The following is a 14,638-nucleotide window of genomic DNA, read 5'->3' on the forward strand; positions in this document are numbered from 1 at the left end:
GGATCCGCATGCGTTCTACCTTCTTCACCCGCCGCAGCCTGCTGGCCGCGGCGGCGTTCAGCCTTACCGCGTTCCTGCCGCTGGCCGAGGCGCTGGCAGCGCCCTTCGAGTCAAGCCGCATCACCGTGCGCACCGAGGGCTCCGGTCCCGACGTCATCCTGATCCCCGGTCTGAATTCCTCGCCGCGCGCCTGGGCCTCGACCGTCGCCGCGCTGCCGGGCTACCGCTACCACCTGGTGCAGGTATCGGGCTTCGCCGGCCAGCCGATCGGCGGCAACAAGGAAGGCAACGTGGCGGCGCCGGTGGCCGACGAGATCGCGCGCTACATCAAGGAAGCGGGCCTGAAGCAGCCGGCCGTGATCGGCCACTCGATGGGCGGCACCATGGGCATGATGCTGGCGGCGCGCTATCCGGACGCGCTCTCGCGCCTGATGGTGGTCGACATGGTCCCCTATCTCGGCACCTTCTTCGCCGGCCCCGGCGCCCCGGCGGAAAAGGTCGAGGCAGTGGCCAACGCCACCATGGCCGGCATCCGCAACGCCACGCCGGAACAGCGCTCGGCCAACACCAGCGCCACCATCGCCGGCATGGTCAACACCGAATCGATGCGCGCCGGCGCCATCGCCGACTCGGCCGCCAGCGACCTCGATGTCAGCAGCCGCGCCTACCGCGAGCTGATCGTCACCAACCTGATCCCGGAGCTGGGGAAAATCACCAAGCCGGTGACGGTGCTCTACGTGCAGCCGAAGAGCGTGCCGATCCCGGCCGAGCAGTTCGACTACGTCTACAAGAGCGCCTACGCGCCGGTGAAGTCGCTGACCCTGAAACGCATCCCCGACAGCGCCCACTTCATCATGTGGGACCAGCCGCAGCGCTTCCAGAGCGAAGTGAAGGCCTTCCTGGCCGCACCTTGAGACGACGGGGTCAGCGGCCTGTCGCCGCCCCCTTTTCCGCGCGGGCGTCCCCCTCGTCCGCGCTCTCTTCCCTGATTTCCTTGCTGAGGAAGTAGTTCAGCGTGGTGCGGATCACCGCGATCGCGGCCAGCTTGCCGATCCGGTCCCAGGTCGGCGCCACCGCGGTCGACAGGATATCGGCGGCCAGCTGCAGTTCCAGCGCCAGGGTCAGGTAACGCGCAAAGGCCAGGCGGATCGGCGTGAAGCTGCCGCCGCGCGCGAACAGCAAGTGGCGCACCAGCGCCAGCACGACCACCACCAGCCCGGCCGCGATCACGATGGCGCCGAGCGCCTCGACCGCCAGGCGCAGCCACTCGACGCTGGCGCGCACCTGCTCCTCGGCCTGGCCGAACAGGCTGCCCGGCTCCATCAGCGCAGCACCACGCTGCAGGGCAGCATGGTGACCCTCGTCAAACCTGTCAATTTCATCTCATCTCCCCCATCGTTTGCGCGACAAAGCATAGCCAATTTGCGCATTCTGCCGCGTCCATTTGCTCAGCTGATCTGTGCGCCGATTTCGCTAGGCGCTTGGTATAAAGACATCATGAATACTTCTTTTAATGGGTCGCTCTTGTGGTCCCGGCGCGCGGCGCGGACCGCCCTCCTGGCGCTGGCCTGCGCCGCCCCCTGCGCCCATGGCGCGGCGCCAGCTGCCGCCGACGGCGAATGGCCGATGGCGGCGCGCGATTACGCGAGCACGCGTTTCAGTGGGCTGAACCAGATCACGCCCGCCAACATCAAGGGACTGCAGGTCGCCTTCACCTTTTCGGTCGGCGTCGACCGCGGACAGGAAGCCGCACCGATCGTGGTCGGTAGCACCATGTACGTGGTGGCGCCCTTCCCGAACTACCTGTATGCGCTCGATCTGTCCAAGCCGGGCGCGCCCCTGAAATGGAAATTCTCGCCGCACCCGAACCCGGGCGCCCAGGGCGTGGCCTGCTGCGACGTGGTCAACCGCGGCGTGGCCTACCACGAGGGCCGCATCTACATGAACACCCTGGACGGCCAGACCATCGCGGTGGACGCGGCCAGCGGCAAGGAAGCCTGGCGCACCAAGCTGGGCGACATCAACAAGGGCGAGACCATCACCATGGCGCCGATCGTCGTCAAGGGCAAGGTCCTGGTGGGGAACAGTGGCGGCGAGTACGGCGTGCGCGGCTGGCTGGTGGCGCTGGACGCCGCCAGCGGCAAGGAAGCCTGGCGCGCCTGGAGCACGGGGCCGGACAGCGAGGTCCTGATCGGGCCCGACTTCAAGCCCTACTACGCCTCCGACAAGGGCAAGGACCTGGGCGTGAAGACCTGGCCGCCCGGCGCCTGGAAAATCGGCGGCGGCAACGTGTGGGGCTGGATCTCCTACGACCCGCAGGCCGACCTCATTTATTACGGCACCGCCAATCCCGGCCCCTGGAATCCGGAACAGCGCCCCGGCGACAACAAGTGGACCGCCGGGATCTTCGCGCGCGACCCCGACACCGGCCAAGCGCGCTGGTTCTACCAGTGGAGCCCGCACGACCTGCACGACTACGACGGCGTCAACGAGAACATCCTGCTCGACATGCCCTACAAGGGCGCCCAGCGCAAGCTCCTGGTGCACCCGGACCGCAACGGCTACGTCTACGTGATGGACCGGCTCAGCGGCCAGGTACTGAGCGCCGAGCCCTTCTCCACCATCACCGCCACCGAAGGCGTGGACCTCGCTACGGGCAAGCTGAAATACAACCCGAAGAAGCAGCCCCGCGTCGGCCAGGCCGTGCGCGAGATCTGTCCCGCTTCGCCGGGCGCCAAGGACTGGCAGCCCTCGGCCTGGTCGCCGCGCACGGGCCTGCTCTACATCCCGCACCAGAACCTGTGCCAGGACGCGGCCACCTACGACGTCTCCTACATCGCCGGCACGCCTTTCGTCGGCCTGGACAACAAGATCTATCCGGCGCCCGGCAAACCGCGCGGCGAACTGACCGCCTGGGACGTCGCCAACGGCCGCGCCAGATGGTCGGTACCGGAACGCTTCCCGGTCTGGTCCGGCGCCCTGGCCACCGCCGGCGACGTGGTGTTCTACGGGACCATGGACGGCTGGTTCAAGGCAGTAGACGCGCGCGACGGCAAGCCGCTGTGGCAGTTCAAGGTGGGCTCCGGCATCATCGGGCAGCCGATGACTTACCGCGGCCCGGACGGCAAGCAGTACGTGGCGGTGCTGTCGGGCGTGGGCGGCTGGGCCGGCGCAATCGTCGTGGGCGACCTCGACCCGCGCGACAGTACCGCCGCATCGGGCTTCGTCAACGTCATGCGCGACCTGCCGCAGCACACCGGGAAAGGAGGCATGCTGTATGTGTTCGCGCTCCCGTAAATTGGCCGGCCTCCTCGGCCTGGCCGTTGCCGCATTCGGCGCCGCCCCTGCCGGCGCCTCCGGCCTCGAACTGCGCGTCTGCGCCGAACCCGACAACCTGCCCTATTCGCGGCGCGACGAGAGCGGCTTCGAGAACCGCATCGCGCGCCTGGTGGCGCAGGACATGGGCGCGACCCTGCGCTACTTCTGGCAGGAGCAGCGCCTCGGCTTCGTGCGCAAGACCATGGGCGCCGGCCAATGCGACGTGTTCATCGGCGTGCCCGCCGGCTTCGAGCGCGTGCTGCCTACCCGGCCCTACTACCGCTCGTCCTATGTCGCCGTGCGGCGCGCCGCCGACGCTCCCTTCGCCTTCGAGGATGCCACGGTGCGCACGCGCCGCATCGGCGTGCAGCTGGTCGGCGACGACCTCGCCGCCAGCCCGCCCGGCCACGCCCTGGTGCGCGCCGGCGCGGTCGACAACGTCACCGGTTTTCTCGTCTATGGCGAAGGCCCGGCGGCCCAGCGCATGGTCGATGCCGTGGCCGCAGGCAGCATCGACGTCGCCCTGGTGTGGGGGCCGCAGGCCGGCTGGTACGCACAGCGCAGCGCCGTGCCGCTCGCGCTGCAGCCCCTCGGCCAGCCCCAGGGCCTGCCGATGCCTTTCAGCTATGCCATCGCAATGGGCGTGCCCAAAGGCGCGAGCGCACTGCGCGACCGGCTCGACGAGATCCTGCAACGGCGCCGCGCCGACATCGACGCGATCCTCGCCGAGTATGCGGTGCCGCGCAGCGAGCTTGCCGCCGTCGCCGAAGGAGCGCGGCCATGAAGCGCGCGTTTGCATTCCTCGCTACCGTGCTGGTCCTGGCGGGCTGCTACCGCGAACAGCGTCCGGTGAAGGCGCCGCCGGCCGCCTCCGGCGTGGCCGACCGTTCCTACGCGGCCCGCGAAGACACGGCGGTCGTCAACCGCTACGAGGAGAACGCCTTTGCGGTCTCGCAGGGCAAGACCTGGTTCCGGGCCTATAACTGCAATGGCTGCCATGCCTCCGGCGGCGGCAACAGCGGCCCGGCCCTGATGGACGCCACCTGGCGCTACGGGTCCGACCCGGCCAGCATCTTTACCAGCATCGCGGCCGGGCGGCCGAACGGCATGCCGGCCTTCGGCAAGCGCGTCCCGGAAGACCAGATCTGGCAGCTGGTCGCCTACGTGCGCTCGATGAGCGGACAATTGTCGGGCAGCGTGGCGCCCTCGCGCAGCGACAGCCTGTATCCGGGCGAACCGGAATCGCGGCGCGAGCCGGAGCAGCCCAAGGGCGAAGCGCCGCCGGCGGAGCGCTGAGCATGCGCGCCACGGTTCTTCCTTGCCTGCTGTTCGCCGCCGCACCCGCCCTGGCGCAGACGCCCGCCCAGAGCGCGCTGCGGCCGACCGGCATCCAGGCCGAACACATCGGCTGGCTGTGGAACCTGACCCTGGGGATCTGCACGCTGGTCTTCCTCGCTGTGGTCGCCGCATGCCTAGTGGCCCTGCGGCGCGCGCCCAAGGATGGCGCGGGCCATACGCCCGACCTGGATTCGCTGGTGCGCCCCGAGCGCCGCATCCACCGCACGATAGGCTGGGCGGTGGGGGTGTGCACCGTGCTGCTGCTGGTCCTGCTGGCCGCCGACGTGTTCACCAGCCGCGCGCTGGCCAGGATGCCCCTGAAGAACGCCGTCAACATCGAACTGGTCGGCCACCAGTGGTGGTGGGAGGCGCGCTACCAGTTCGCGGACACCTCGCTCAATTTCAGCACCGCCAACGAACTGCACATCCCGGTCGGACGCCCGGTCGTGATCAGCCTGCGCAGCATCGACGTCATCCATTCGCTGTGGATCCCGAACCTGCACGGCAAGCGCGACCTGATTCCCGGCCGCACCGCCCTGCTGCGCCTGCGCGCCGACCGGGCCGGCGTCTACCGCGGCCAGTGCGCCGAATTCTGCGGCCTGCAGCACGCCAAGATGGCGCTCGAAGTGATGGCCGAGCCGCCGGCGCAATACGAGGCCTGGGCGGCGCGCCAGCGCCAGCCGGCGCACGAGCCGGCGGATCAGCTCAGCCTGCGCGGGCGCGCGGTCTTCGAAGATGGCACCTGCATCATGTGCCACACGGTGAACGGCACCATCGCCCAGGGCAAGCTCGGCCCCGACCTGACCCACCTGGGCAGCCGCCGGACCATCGCGGCCGGCATGTTCCCGAACAATCGCGGATTCTTGAGTGGCTGGATCGCCGACCCGCATTCGATGAAGGAGGGTGTGAACATGCCTGCCAACGCCCTCGCACCCGACGACCTGCAGGCGCTGGCCGCCTATCTGGAGAGCCTCAAATGAGTATCGACGCCGCCGACAGCGCGTTCCCCCGCCTGCCGCCGCACGAGGCTGCAACGCTGGAGCGGACCTGGAGCGACCCACCCGGCGTCTATGGCTGGTTCTCCGCGGTCAACCACAAGACCGTCAGTCTGCGCTTCATGATCGTGACCTTCGGCTTTTTCGTCGCCGGCGGCATCCTGGCCCTGATCATGCGGCTGCAGCTGGCCAAGCCCGATAACACTCTGGTCAAGCCGGACTTCTACAACCAGCTGTTCACCATGCACGGCAGCACCATGATGTTCCTGTTCGCCGTGCCGGTGATGCAGGCCGTCGCGATGTACCTAGTGCCGCTGATGATCGGTGCGCGCAGCGTGGCCTTCCCGCGCATGAACGCCTTCGCATTCTGGATCTTCACCTTCGGCGGGCTGATGCTGTACATCGCCTTCTTCCTCGACATCGGCCCCGACGTCGGCTGGTTCGCCTATGTTCCGCTGGCCGGGCCGCAGTTCTCGCCCGGCAAGCGCGTCGACTTCTGGGCGCAGATGATCACCTTCACCGAAACCGCGTCCCTGATGGAGGCGATCATCCTGATCACCACCATCCTCAAGATGCGCGCGCCCGGCATGACCCTGAACCGCATGCCGCTGTTCGTCTGGACCATGCTGGTGACCTCCTTCATGGTGCTGTTCGCGATGCCGGCCGTGATGCTGGCCAGTACCGCCCTGATCACCGACCGCCTGGTCGGCACCCACTTCTACAACCCAGCGGAAGGCGGCGACGCGGTATTGTGGCAGCACCTGTTCTGGTTCTTCGGCCACCCCGAGGTCTACCTGATCTTCATCCCGCCGCTCGGCTTCATCTCGAGCATCGTGACCACCTTCGCGCGCCGCCCGGTGGTGGGCTATCCGGCCATGGTGCTGGCCCTGATCGCCACCGCCTTCTTCGCCTTCGGCCTGTGGGTGCACCACATGTTCACCGCCAACCTGCCGGAGCTGGGCAAGACCTTCTTCACCGCGGCCAGCCTGATCATCGCGATCCCGACGGCGGTGCAGATCTTCTGCTGGATCGCCACCCTGTGGAGCGGCCGGCTCGACCTGCGCACACCGCTGCTGTTCGTGCTGGCCTTCTTCGTGATCCTGCTGCTGGGCGGCCTGACCGGCCTGATGCTGGCCTCGGTCTCGCTCGACACCCAGCTGCACGACAGCTACTTCGTGGTCGCCCACCTGCATTACGTGCTGCTGGGAGGCGCGGTGTTCCCGCTGTTCGGCGCCTTCTATTACTGGTTCCCCAAATTCACCGGGCGCATGCTGAGCGAGCGCCTGGGGCGCTGGAACTTCTGGCTGTTCTTCATCGGCTTCAACGTCGCCTTCTTCCCCATGCACCTGCTGGGCCTCGAGGGCATGCCGCGCCGCGTGTACGCCTATCCCAAGGAGATGGACTGGGGCGCGATGAACCTCGTCGCCACCCTCGGCGCGGCCATGATTGCCGTGAGCGTGCTGCTCTTCATCGTCAACGTGCTGCGCAGCCGGCGCCACGGCGAGCTGGCAGGGAGCGACCCGTGGCAGGCCGGCACCCTCGAATGGAGCGTGGCCTCGCCTCCGCCGGCCGGCAATTTCGAGCTGGTGCCGGTGGTGCATGGCCGCTATCCGCTCTGGCTGCCGCGCCGCACGCCCGCCTACGTGACGGGCCTCACCAGCGAGCACCGCGAAGTCCTGGTGACCTCGGTGGCCGACGCGGAACTCGACCACCGCCTGTGGCTGCCCAAATCCTCGCCCTGGCCCTTCCTGGCGGCGCTCGCCACCACCGCCTTCTTCGTGGGCAGCATCTTCACGCCCTGGGCGGTGGTCTGGGGCGCCATTCCGGTTGCGATCGCCGCCACCGTCTGGTTCTGGCCGAGCAAGTCGACCACCGAGAAGCGTACTGCCAGCGAGGTGCGGCCATGAGCGAGCTGAGGAAAGAAGGCCGGCAGTCCGAGGCGCTCGACGTCTGTCACCTGCCCACCTTCGCCTTCGGCCAGCGCAGCCCCATGTGGTGGGGCACCATGGGCCTGATCGCGATCGAGACCACGGTGTTCGCGCTGGTCGTGATGAGCTATTTCTATCTGCGCAGCCATGCCAGCGTGTGGCCGATGAGCCGCTTCGCGCCCGAGCTGGTCTGGGGCACCGTGAATACCGGGATCATGCTGTTCAGTGCCCTGCCCAACTGGTACGCCAAGCGCGCCAGCGAGCGCCTCGATCTCAAGGGCGTGCGCATCGGCCTGATCCTGTGCATGCTGTTCTCGGCAGCCTTCCTGGGCGTGCGCGTCATGGAATTCACCGCCCTGAACACGCGCTGGGACAGCAACGCCTACGGCTCCGTGGTCTGGATGCTGCTCGGCCTGCACACCGTGCACCTGGTCACCGACACCTACGACACCCTGGTGCTGACGGTGCTGATGCACACCGGCCCGCTCGAAGGCAAGCGTTACGTCGACGTGAGCGAGAACTGCGCCTACTGGTACTTCGTCATCTTCAGCTGGATACCGATCTATGCCGTCATCTATTGGGGAGCACGCATCTGAATATGGGAAACTGGCCCGCTCTGATCCTTGCGCCCTCACTGGCGCTGGTAAACCTGTCGATCAGCTACGCGCTGGTGCCGCCGTCATGCGCGCACCAGAACACGGTCGCCCTGCACCTGGTCTCGGCGGCCATCCTGCTGCTGTGCATCCTGTTCAGCTGGCAGGCCTGGCGCAACTGGCGCGCCGCGCGCGTCGCGCTGCCTTCCGACAGCGACCGCCGCGCCCAGCGACCGCCCTTTGTCGCGATGGTCGCCATGATGGTCGGCGCGCTGTCCAGCCTGGCCGTGCTGGCCCAATGGTTCCCCAGCTGGATACTCTCGCCATGCGCAAACTGACCCTTTTCCTTTGCTGGCTGCTCGCGGCCCGTGCGCAGGCCCACGACGTCGAGCAGGAAGTCGTGGCCAAGGACGTGCTGCGCTGGGGCTCCGAGTGGTACGTGATGGCCCTGCTGGCGCTGTCGCTCGGCCTGTATGTGCTCGGCGCGGCGCGCCTGTGGCGGCGCGCGCACGGTTCGCGGGCAGCCTTGCGGCGCCAGTTCGCCTGCTTCCTGGGAGGATGGATCGTGCTGGCGCTGGCCCTGGCCTCGCCCATCGACGGCGCCGGCAGCCTGGCCTTCTCGGCCCACATGGTGCAGCACGAGCTATTGATGATCGTGGCCGGGCCGCTCCTGGTATTGGGACGCCCGCTCGGGGCGTGGACCTGGGCGCTTCCCGCGGCCTGGCGCGGGGGCGTGGGACGGGCGACCCATGGCCGCCTGCTTTCCGTGTTCTGGCGCGAGATCACGCGGCCGCTGACGGCCTGGCTGCTGCACTTTGCCGCCCTGTGGGTATGGCACGTGCCGTTCCTGTTCCAGGCCGGCCTCGAGGACAACAACGTGCACGCCCTGCAGCACGCCAGCTTCCTGTTCACCGGACTGCTGTTCTGGTGGGCAGTGCTGGGCAAGCACCGCAGGAGCGCCGCGCGCGGCGCCGGCATCGTCTACCTGTTCACCACCATGATGTACACCGGCGCGCTGGGCGCCCTGTTCACCGTATCGGAATCGATCTGGTATCCCGCCTACGGCCACAACGCCACCTACTTCGGCCTCACGGCGCTGGAAGACCAGCAGCTGGGCGGCCTGATCATGTGGATCCCGGCCGGCCTGGTCTACCTGGCGGCGGGGCTGATGCTGTCGGCAGGCTGGCTGCAGCGCGGCGATACGGCCGCCGGGCTGAGCTTGGGAGCGCGGCAATGAAGGCGGCCGCTCTGTTCCTCGTGCTGGCGGCGCTCGCCGGCTGCGAAAAGCGCTTGCCTGACATCGATCCCCTGAGCGGCGGCTCGCCGCGCGCCGGCAAGGAATTGATCGAACGTTTCGGCTGCGTCGCCTGCCACCGGATCAAGGGGATCACCGGGCCGCGTAGCAAGGTCGGCCCCTCCCTGGAAGAGATCCGCCAGGCCAGCTACGTCGCCGGCGTGATGCCGAACAGCCCCGGCAACCTGGTCAAATGGATCATGGACCCGCGCGAGGTGGATCCCAAAACGGCGATGCCCGACCTGGGCGTGACCGAGGCCGAGGCGCGCGACATGGCGGCCTACCTGTACAACCAGTAGCCACCGCACCAAAGGACAATATCGACAAGATGACAATCCGCCTACAGTCCTGATGCAAGCATCGGCAAAGCATCTACCTGCCGTCCCCCAGGACCCGGAGAGAACGTCATGTTGTCGCAATACAAACAATCTAGCCCGGCGCGGCCGCGCGCTTCCCGGATCGGCGTGGATCCGCGCGCCTGCATCCTCGCCTTGAGCGCCATCGCGCTGGGTCTCGCCACGGCGGCCTTCGCCCCTGTCGTGCGGCTGCCGCCAGCCGCCTTTCTGGCTGGAAGCAGCCTGGCGCTCCTGCTCGCCCTGTCGCTATCGGCCTGGCGCCGCCATGCGCGCGCCCAGCGTTCACTCAACGCCAGCCGTTCGGGCTGGCGCGATTTCCAGCAGCTGGCAGGCATCGGCAGCCTGCGCTATGGCCTCGACGACGGCATCTGGCATGCTTCCTCGACCTTCGTGGCGCTGACCGGCCTTGGAACCGGCGCAGGGCATGGGCCCGCAGAATTGTTCGGCCTGCTCGGCAGGCGCGACCGGGTCAGGCTGCAACGCGCGGTGCGCGCGGCGTGGATCGATGGCGAGAGCTTCGACCACGACATGCTGCGGCTCAGCCTGGCCGACGGCAGCACGCGCTGGGTGCACCTGCGCGGCCGGGTCAGCGAGCGCGGAAAGGGCGCCATGGTCCTGCTATGCACCATCCAGGACATCAGCCGGCGCTCCCAAGCCGTCAGTGCGGCCGGCGACCCCGACGCCCGCGACGCGCTGACCGGCCTGCCGGGCCAGGGCGCACTCGCGGGCCGCCTGTTGCTGCTGCAGCGCGAGGCGCGCCAGCGGACCGGGCTGCTCATGCTCGACCTCGACCATTTCAGCATGTTCAACGCCGCCCAGGGAAGCGATCGCGGCAACCTGCTGCTGCGCGCCGTGGCCGCGCGCATCCAGTTCCGGCTCGGGCCGGACGCACTGGCGACGCGGGTGCGCGCCGACCGCTTCGCGGTGCTGCTCACCGACCTGCCCTGGTCGGCGGGCGCCGCGCACGAGCACGTGGTCCGCGTCGCCGAGGCCTTGCGCGACGCGCTGGCCGAACCCTTCGAGCTCGACGGCCTGCGCCAGGCCTGCACGGCCAGTATCGGCCTGGCCCTCGCAGCGCCGGATACGCCGCCGGCCCGGGAGCTCATGCGGCGTGCCGAGAACGCGCTGACCCAGGCCAAGGCAGGCGGTCGCAACCTGATCCGCCTGTATGACCCGGCAATGGAAGCGGTCGAGGCGGCCCGCCTCGCGCTCGAGAACGACCTGCGCCTGGCGGTGTCGAGCGGCCAGTTCGAACTGCATTATCAGGCCCAGGTCGACAGCGCCGACCGCATCCTCGGCGCCGAGGTGCTGGTGCGCTGGCGCCACCCGCTGCGAGGCCTGGTGCCGCCCGCCAGCTTCATTCCCTTGTGCGAAGGTACCGGCCTGATCCTCCCGCTCGGGCGCTGGGTGCTGGAGACGGCCTGCGCGCGCCTGGCGGCCTGGTCGGGCGACCCGCTGCTGGGCGACCTGACGCTGTCGGTGAACGTCAGCGCCGCCCAGTTCACCGAACCAGGTTTCGTCGACCAGGTTTTGGCCACCCTGGCGCACAGCGGCGTGGACGCGCGCCGTCTCAAGCTGGAACTGACCGAGGGCCTGCTGCTGGCCGACACCGAGGGCGTGATCGCGACCATCCGGGCCCTGAAGGATGCCGGGGTCGGCATCTCGCTCGACGATTTCGGCACCGGCTACTCCTCGCTCGCCTACCTCAAGCGGCTTCCGATCGACCAGCTCAAGATCGACCGCACCTTTGTCGCCGACGTCCTGAGCGACGCCAACGACCTGGCCATCGTGCGCACCGTGGTGGCGCTGGGCCGCAGCTTCGGCCTCGAAGTGGTGGCGGAAGGCGTGGAGACGGATGCGCAGCGGGCCCTCTTGACCGAGCTCGGCTGCCGCGTATTCCAGGGCTTCCTGTTCTCGCGCCCGCTGAGCCTGGCAGGGTTCGAGGAACTGGTTGGCCGCTGCGGCCGCATTGCCGCTGCCCGCGAGGCAGTTGCTCCGGTCCCGGAATATGCGTTATCGTGTGTCCGTGGAGATAATATGCGCCATGCAGATGAGTGACTTGCCGCCCCTTGCAGCGACCATCCATGTAGTCGACGACGACGCCGCCATCCGCGGCGCGCTCCAGCGCCTGCTGGGTGCGGCCGGCTATACGGTGCTCGGCTACGACAGCGCCGAGTGTTTCGCGCTGGCCCCGACCAGCGCCGCGCCCGGCTGCATCGTGCTCGACCTGAACATGCCCGGCCTCGACGGCCTTGGCCTGCAAGACCTGCTGGCGCGCAGCGACAACCCCCTTCCCATCATCTTCCTGACCGGTTCCGGCGACATCGCCAGCAGCGTGCGCGCGATCAAGGGCGGCGCCGAGGATTTCCTGCCCAAGCCGGTGCGCAGCGAGCAGCTGTTCGACGCCGTCGAGCGCGCCCTTGCGCGCTACGACAGCGGCCGCCGCGAACGGGCCGAGCGCGAGGTGTTGAACCAGCGCTTCGCCAGCTTGACGCCGCGCGAACGCGAAGTCTTCGGCCTGGTGGTCCAGGGACTGCTCAACAAGCAGGTCGCCTACGAGCTCGGGAATACCGAGCGCACCGTCAAGGAACAGCGCCGCAGCGTCATGGAAAAGATGGGCGCGGGCTCGCTGGCCGAACTGGTGATCGCCGCGGCGCGCCTGGGCATCGTGCAGGCCGCCTAAGCACGGCCACAGCGCCGGCCACGCCGGCGCGCATTGTACCAAGGTACAAATTACAGGCGCTGCCGCAGGCCCTACAGTGCAGCATCGACAACGATGCCAGACACTGCCCATGGATGCCCACATCGCCCTGGTGGAAAACGACCTGCCTACCAACCGCGCCCTCGCGCGCCTGCTGCGAATCAGCGGTTATACGGTCGCTCCCTTCCCGTCCGCGGAACAGTTCCTGGACTGCCTGGCGGCCGGTTTGCCCGCCTGCCTGATCGCCGACGTCGACCTCGACGGCATGTCGGGGGTCGAGCTGCAGGCGCTGCTGCGCCAGCGCCATCCCGATCTTCCCGTCATCGTCATCACCGGCCGCAGCGACCCCGAAGCCCAGGCCAGGGCCGAGGCGCTGGGCTGCAGCAGCTTCCTGCACAAGCCGGTCGGCGCCCGCGACCTGCTCGACGCGATCGTGCTGGCGATCGCCGGCCGCCGTCCGCACTAGCCTTCCAACCACTCCATACGAGGATTACCGTGCTCAACAACATCCTGATCAAGACCCGCCTCACGGCGGTCATCAGCCTGCTCCTGGTCGCCTGCGTGGCGCTGGGCGCCGGCGGCCTGTTCGCCCTGCAGTCGGTCAACGGATCGCTCAAGACCGTCTATGAAGACCGCCTGATCGCGCTCGGCCAGCTCGACCGGGTCGTGCGCCTGGCCAACCGCCACCAGCTGATGCTGGCCAAGGCCCTCACCGACCAGGACCGGAATATCGCGGGCCAGATGGATGCGATCGAAACCGATATCGACGAGGGCGGCAAGGTATGGGAGGCCTACAGCAACACCGAAATGACGGCGGACGAGCGCATGCTCGCGGACGAATTCGCACAGCACCGCGCGGTATTCATCCGCGACGGCGTCCGGCCCGCGATCACCGCACTACGAAATGGCGACCGCGGCACCGCGACGGTGCTGGTACATGGCGCGGTCGACCATCTGTACCGTCAGGCCCGTCCGGCGCTGGGCAAGCTGATCGATCTTCAGCAGGACGTCGGCAAACGTGAGTACGAGTCGTCCCAGGAACACTTCCAGCAGTTCCGCCTGCTGGTGGCCGGCGCGATGCTGCTGGCCGCCGTGGTGGGGACGCTGGCCGGCTGGTGGCTGGTGCGCAGCATCAGCGCTCCGCTCGACAATGCGATTCGCGCCGCCCGCGGCATCGCGGCCGGCGAGCTGGCGCAGGACTTCCACATCGACTCCACCAACGAAATGGGCCGCATGCTGAGCGCCCTCAAGGACATGAGCGAATCGCTGGCGCGCACCGTCGGCGCCGTGCGCCTGAGCAGCGACACGATCGCCGTTGCCTCGCGCGAGATCGCGGCCGGCAACCTCGACCTGTCGGCGCGCACCGAACAGCAGGCCGCCAACCTGGAAGAGACCGCCTCGTCGATGGAAGAACTGACCTCGACCGTGCAACAGAACGCCGACAATGCGCGCCATGCGCGCCAGCTGGTGGTCAAGGCGGCCGACCAGGCCGCGGACGGCGAACGGGTGGTCGGCCAGGTGGTCGCCACCATGGACCAGATCAAGGACAGTGCCGGCCGGATGAACGAGATCATCGGCGTCATCGACGGCATCGCCTTCCAGACCAATATCCTGTCGCTGAACGCGGCGGTGGAAGCGGCCCGCGCGGGCGCCCACGGCGCCGGCTTTGCGGTGGTGGCGAACGAGGTGCGCAACCTGGCGCAGCGCTCGGCCGCCGCGGCCAAGCAGATCCGCGACCTGATCAACGATTCGGTAGAACGCATCGGCCAGGGCGGGGCCCTGGTCAACCACGCCGGCGCCACCATCGGCGGTCTGCTGCTGGCGGTGCGCGAAGTGTCCGACCTCATGGCCGAGATCGCCGCCGCCAGCGAGGAACAGAGCGCCGGCATCCAGCAGGTCAACGAAGCCGTGGTCCAGATGGACACCGTGACCCAGCAGAATGCCGCCCTGGTCGAGGAGTCGGCCGCGGCCGCGGCCAGCCTGGAAGAACAGGCGGCGGGCCTGGCGCAGACCGTCAGCGTGTTCAGGACCACGCGCGCCGCCGCGCCAGCGCGGCCTGCGGAAAGCACCATCGCAACAAGGCTTGCGCTTTCGCAATAAATGTTGAGCCTGGCT

Annotated in this window: 15 protein-coding genes; 14 read left to right on the forward strand and 1 reads right to left on the reverse strand. The window is 68.5% G+C overall.

Annotation, left to right across the window (positions count from 1 at the left end; genetic code table 11):
* Positions 1 to 8: 8 nt before the first annotated feature.
* Entirely contained in the window at positions 9 to 914 is a 906-nt protein-coding gene (locus GV068_RS11340; protein WP_159697461.1) for an alpha/beta fold hydrolase, read from the forward strand.
* 10 nt (positions 915 to 924) lie between these two features.
* On the opposite strand, the gene GV068_RS11345 is transcribed toward GV068_RS11340, so the two are convergent.
* Positions 925 to 1,323, reverse strand: a complete 399-nt coding sequence (locus tag GV068_RS11345; protein ID WP_159697463.1) for a DUF1622 domain-containing protein — start codon at positions 1,321 to 1,323, stop codon at positions 925 to 927.
* A gap of 174 nt (positions 1,324 to 1,497) precedes the next feature.
* Here GV068_RS11345 and GV068_RS11350 point away from each other — a divergent pair, with 174 nt between their 5' ends.
* The 13 genes from GV068_RS11350 to GV068_RS25420 all read left to right on the forward strand — a co-directional run bounded on the left by GV068_RS11350 (position 1,498) and on the right by GV068_RS25420 (position 14,623).
* Entirely contained in the window at positions 1,498 to 3,297 is a 1,800-nt protein-coding gene (locus GV068_RS11350) for a methanol/ethanol family PQQ-dependent dehydrogenase (RefSeq protein ID WP_159697465.1), read from the forward strand.
* Positions 3,278 to 4,102, forward strand: a complete 825-nt coding sequence (locus GV068_RS11355) for a quinoprotein dehydrogenase-associated putative ABC transporter substrate-binding protein (protein ID WP_159697467.1) — start codon at positions 3,278 to 3,280, stop codon at positions 4,100 to 4,102. Before GV068_RS11350 ends, GV068_RS11355 begins: the two co-directional genes overlap by 20 nt.
* Positions 4,099 to 4,614 (forward strand): c-type cytochrome, encoded by a 516-nt coding sequence (locus tag GV068_RS11360; protein ID WP_159697469.1) that lies wholly within the window; start codon positions 4,099 to 4,101, stop codon positions 4,612 to 4,614. The genes GV068_RS11355 and GV068_RS11360 overlap by 4 nt, the downstream gene beginning before the upstream one ends.
* A 2-nt stretch (positions 4,615 to 4,616) precedes the next feature.
* The gene (locus GV068_RS11365) at positions 4,617 to 5,636 is read left to right on the forward strand and encodes a cytochrome c oxidase subunit II (protein WP_159697471.1); all 1,020 of its coding nucleotides are present in this window, start codon (positions 4,617 to 4,619) and stop codon (positions 5,634 to 5,636) included.
* Complete coding sequence (ctaD, locus tag GV068_RS11370) at positions 5,633 to 7,558, forward strand: cytochrome c oxidase subunit I (protein ID WP_159697473.1); 1,926 nt, start codon at positions 5,633 to 5,635, stop codon at positions 7,556 to 7,558. The genes GV068_RS11365 and ctaD overlap by 4 nt, the downstream gene beginning before the upstream one ends.
* Positions 7,555 to 8,175: a cytochrome c oxidase subunit 3 gene (locus GV068_RS11375; protein ID WP_229464061.1), complete on the forward strand. Its 621-nt coding sequence runs from the start codon at positions 7,555 to 7,557 to the stop codon at positions 8,173 to 8,175. Before ctaD ends, GV068_RS11375 begins: the two co-directional genes overlap by 4 nt.
* 2 nt (positions 8,176 to 8,177) lie before the next feature.
* Positions 8,178 to 8,510: a hypothetical protein gene (locus tag GV068_RS11380; RefSeq protein ID WP_159697475.1), complete on the forward strand. Its 333-nt coding sequence runs from the start codon at positions 8,178 to 8,180 to the stop codon at positions 8,508 to 8,510.
* Positions 8,498 to 9,409, forward strand: coding sequence for a cytochrome c oxidase assembly protein (locus tag GV068_RS11385; RefSeq protein ID WP_229464072.1), 912 nt, complete (start codon positions 8,498 to 8,500; stop codon positions 9,407 to 9,409). Before GV068_RS11380 ends, GV068_RS11385 begins: the two co-directional genes overlap by 13 nt.
* Positions 9,406 to 9,765, forward strand: a complete 360-nt coding sequence (locus GV068_RS11390) for a cytochrome c family protein (protein WP_159697477.1) — start codon at positions 9,406 to 9,408, stop codon at positions 9,763 to 9,765. The genes GV068_RS11385 and GV068_RS11390 overlap by 4 nt, the downstream gene beginning before the upstream one ends.
* A 108-nt stretch (positions 9,766 to 9,873) precedes the next feature.
* Positions 9,874 to 11,880: a bifunctional diguanylate cyclase/phosphodiesterase gene (locus GV068_RS11395; RefSeq protein ID WP_159697479.1), complete on the forward strand. Its 2,007-nt coding sequence runs from the start codon at positions 9,874 to 9,876 to the stop codon at positions 11,878 to 11,880.
* Positions 11,867 to 12,505 (forward strand): response regulator transcription factor, encoded by a 639-nt coding sequence (locus tag GV068_RS11400; RefSeq protein ID WP_308637140.1) that lies wholly within the window; start codon positions 11,867 to 11,869, stop codon positions 12,503 to 12,505. Before GV068_RS11395 ends, GV068_RS11400 begins: the two co-directional genes overlap by 14 nt.
* Before the next feature lie 109 nt (positions 12,506 to 12,614).
* Complete coding sequence (locus GV068_RS11405; protein WP_159697481.1) at positions 12,615 to 12,989, forward strand: response regulator transcription factor; 375 nt, start codon at positions 12,615 to 12,617, stop codon at positions 12,987 to 12,989.
* A 29-nt stretch (positions 12,990 to 13,018) separates the two neighbouring features.
* Positions 13,019 to 14,623, forward strand: coding sequence for a methyl-accepting chemotaxis protein (locus GV068_RS25420; RefSeq protein WP_159697483.1), 1,605 nt, complete (start codon positions 13,019 to 13,021; stop codon positions 14,621 to 14,623).
* The last annotated feature ends 15 nt before the right edge of the window (positions 14,624 to 14,638 follow it).

It is taken from the genome of Massilia sp. 9I (assembly GCF_902506415.1).
Lineage (GTDB): Bacteria > Pseudomonadota > Gammaproteobacteria > Burkholderiales > Burkholderiaceae_D > Telluria.

Bases quoted from the DNA above. Each gene is read 5' to 3' on its own strand.
- GV068_RS11340 (WP_159697461.1), top strand. From the start codon at position 9: ATGCGTTCTACCTTCTTCACCCGCCGCAGCCTGCTGGCCGCGGCGGCG.
- GV068_RS11345 (WP_159697463.1), bottom strand. From the start codon at position 1,323: ATGGAGCCGGGCAGCCTGTTCGGCCAGGCCGAGGAGCAGGTGCGCGCC.
- GV068_RS11350 (WP_159697465.1), top strand. From the start codon at position 1,498: ATGAATACTTCTTTTAATGGGTCGCTCTTGTGGTCCCGGCGCGCGGCG.
- GV068_RS11355 (WP_159697467.1), top strand. From the start codon at position 3,278: ATGTGTTCGCGCTCCCGTAAATTGGCCGGCCTCCTCGGCCTGGCCGTT.
- GV068_RS11360 (WP_159697469.1), top strand. From the start codon at position 4,099: ATGAAGCGCGCGTTTGCATTCCTCGCTACCGTGCTGGTCCTGGCGGGC.
- GV068_RS11365 (WP_159697471.1), top strand. From the start codon at position 4,617: ATGCGCGCCACGGTTCTTCCTTGCCTGCTGTTCGCCGCCGCACCCGCC.
- ctaD (WP_159697473.1), top strand. From the start codon at position 5,633: ATGAGTATCGACGCCGCCGACAGCGCGTTCCCCCGCCTGCCGCCGCAC.
- GV068_RS11375 (WP_229464061.1), top strand. From the start codon at position 7,555: ATGAGCGAGCTGAGGAAAGAAGGCCGGCAGTCCGAGGCGCTCGACGTC.
- GV068_RS11380 (WP_159697475.1), top strand. From the start codon at position 8,178: ATGGGAAACTGGCCCGCTCTGATCCTTGCGCCCTCACTGGCGCTGGTA.
- GV068_RS11385 (WP_229464072.1), top strand. From the start codon at position 8,498: ATGCGCAAACTGACCCTTTTCCTTTGCTGGCTGCTCGCGGCCCGTGCG.
- GV068_RS11390 (WP_159697477.1), top strand. From the start codon at position 9,406: ATGAAGGCGGCCGCTCTGTTCCTCGTGCTGGCGGCGCTCGCCGGCTGC.
- GV068_RS11395 (WP_159697479.1), top strand. From the start codon at position 9,874: ATGTTGTCGCAATACAAACAATCTAGCCCGGCGCGGCCGCGCGCTTCC.
- GV068_RS11400 (WP_308637140.1), top strand. From the start codon at position 11,867: ATGCAGATGAGTGACTTGCCGCCCCTTGCAGCGACCATCCATGTAGTC.
- GV068_RS11405 (WP_159697481.1), top strand. From the start codon at position 12,615: ATGGATGCCCACATCGCCCTGGTGGAAAACGACCTGCCTACCAACCGC.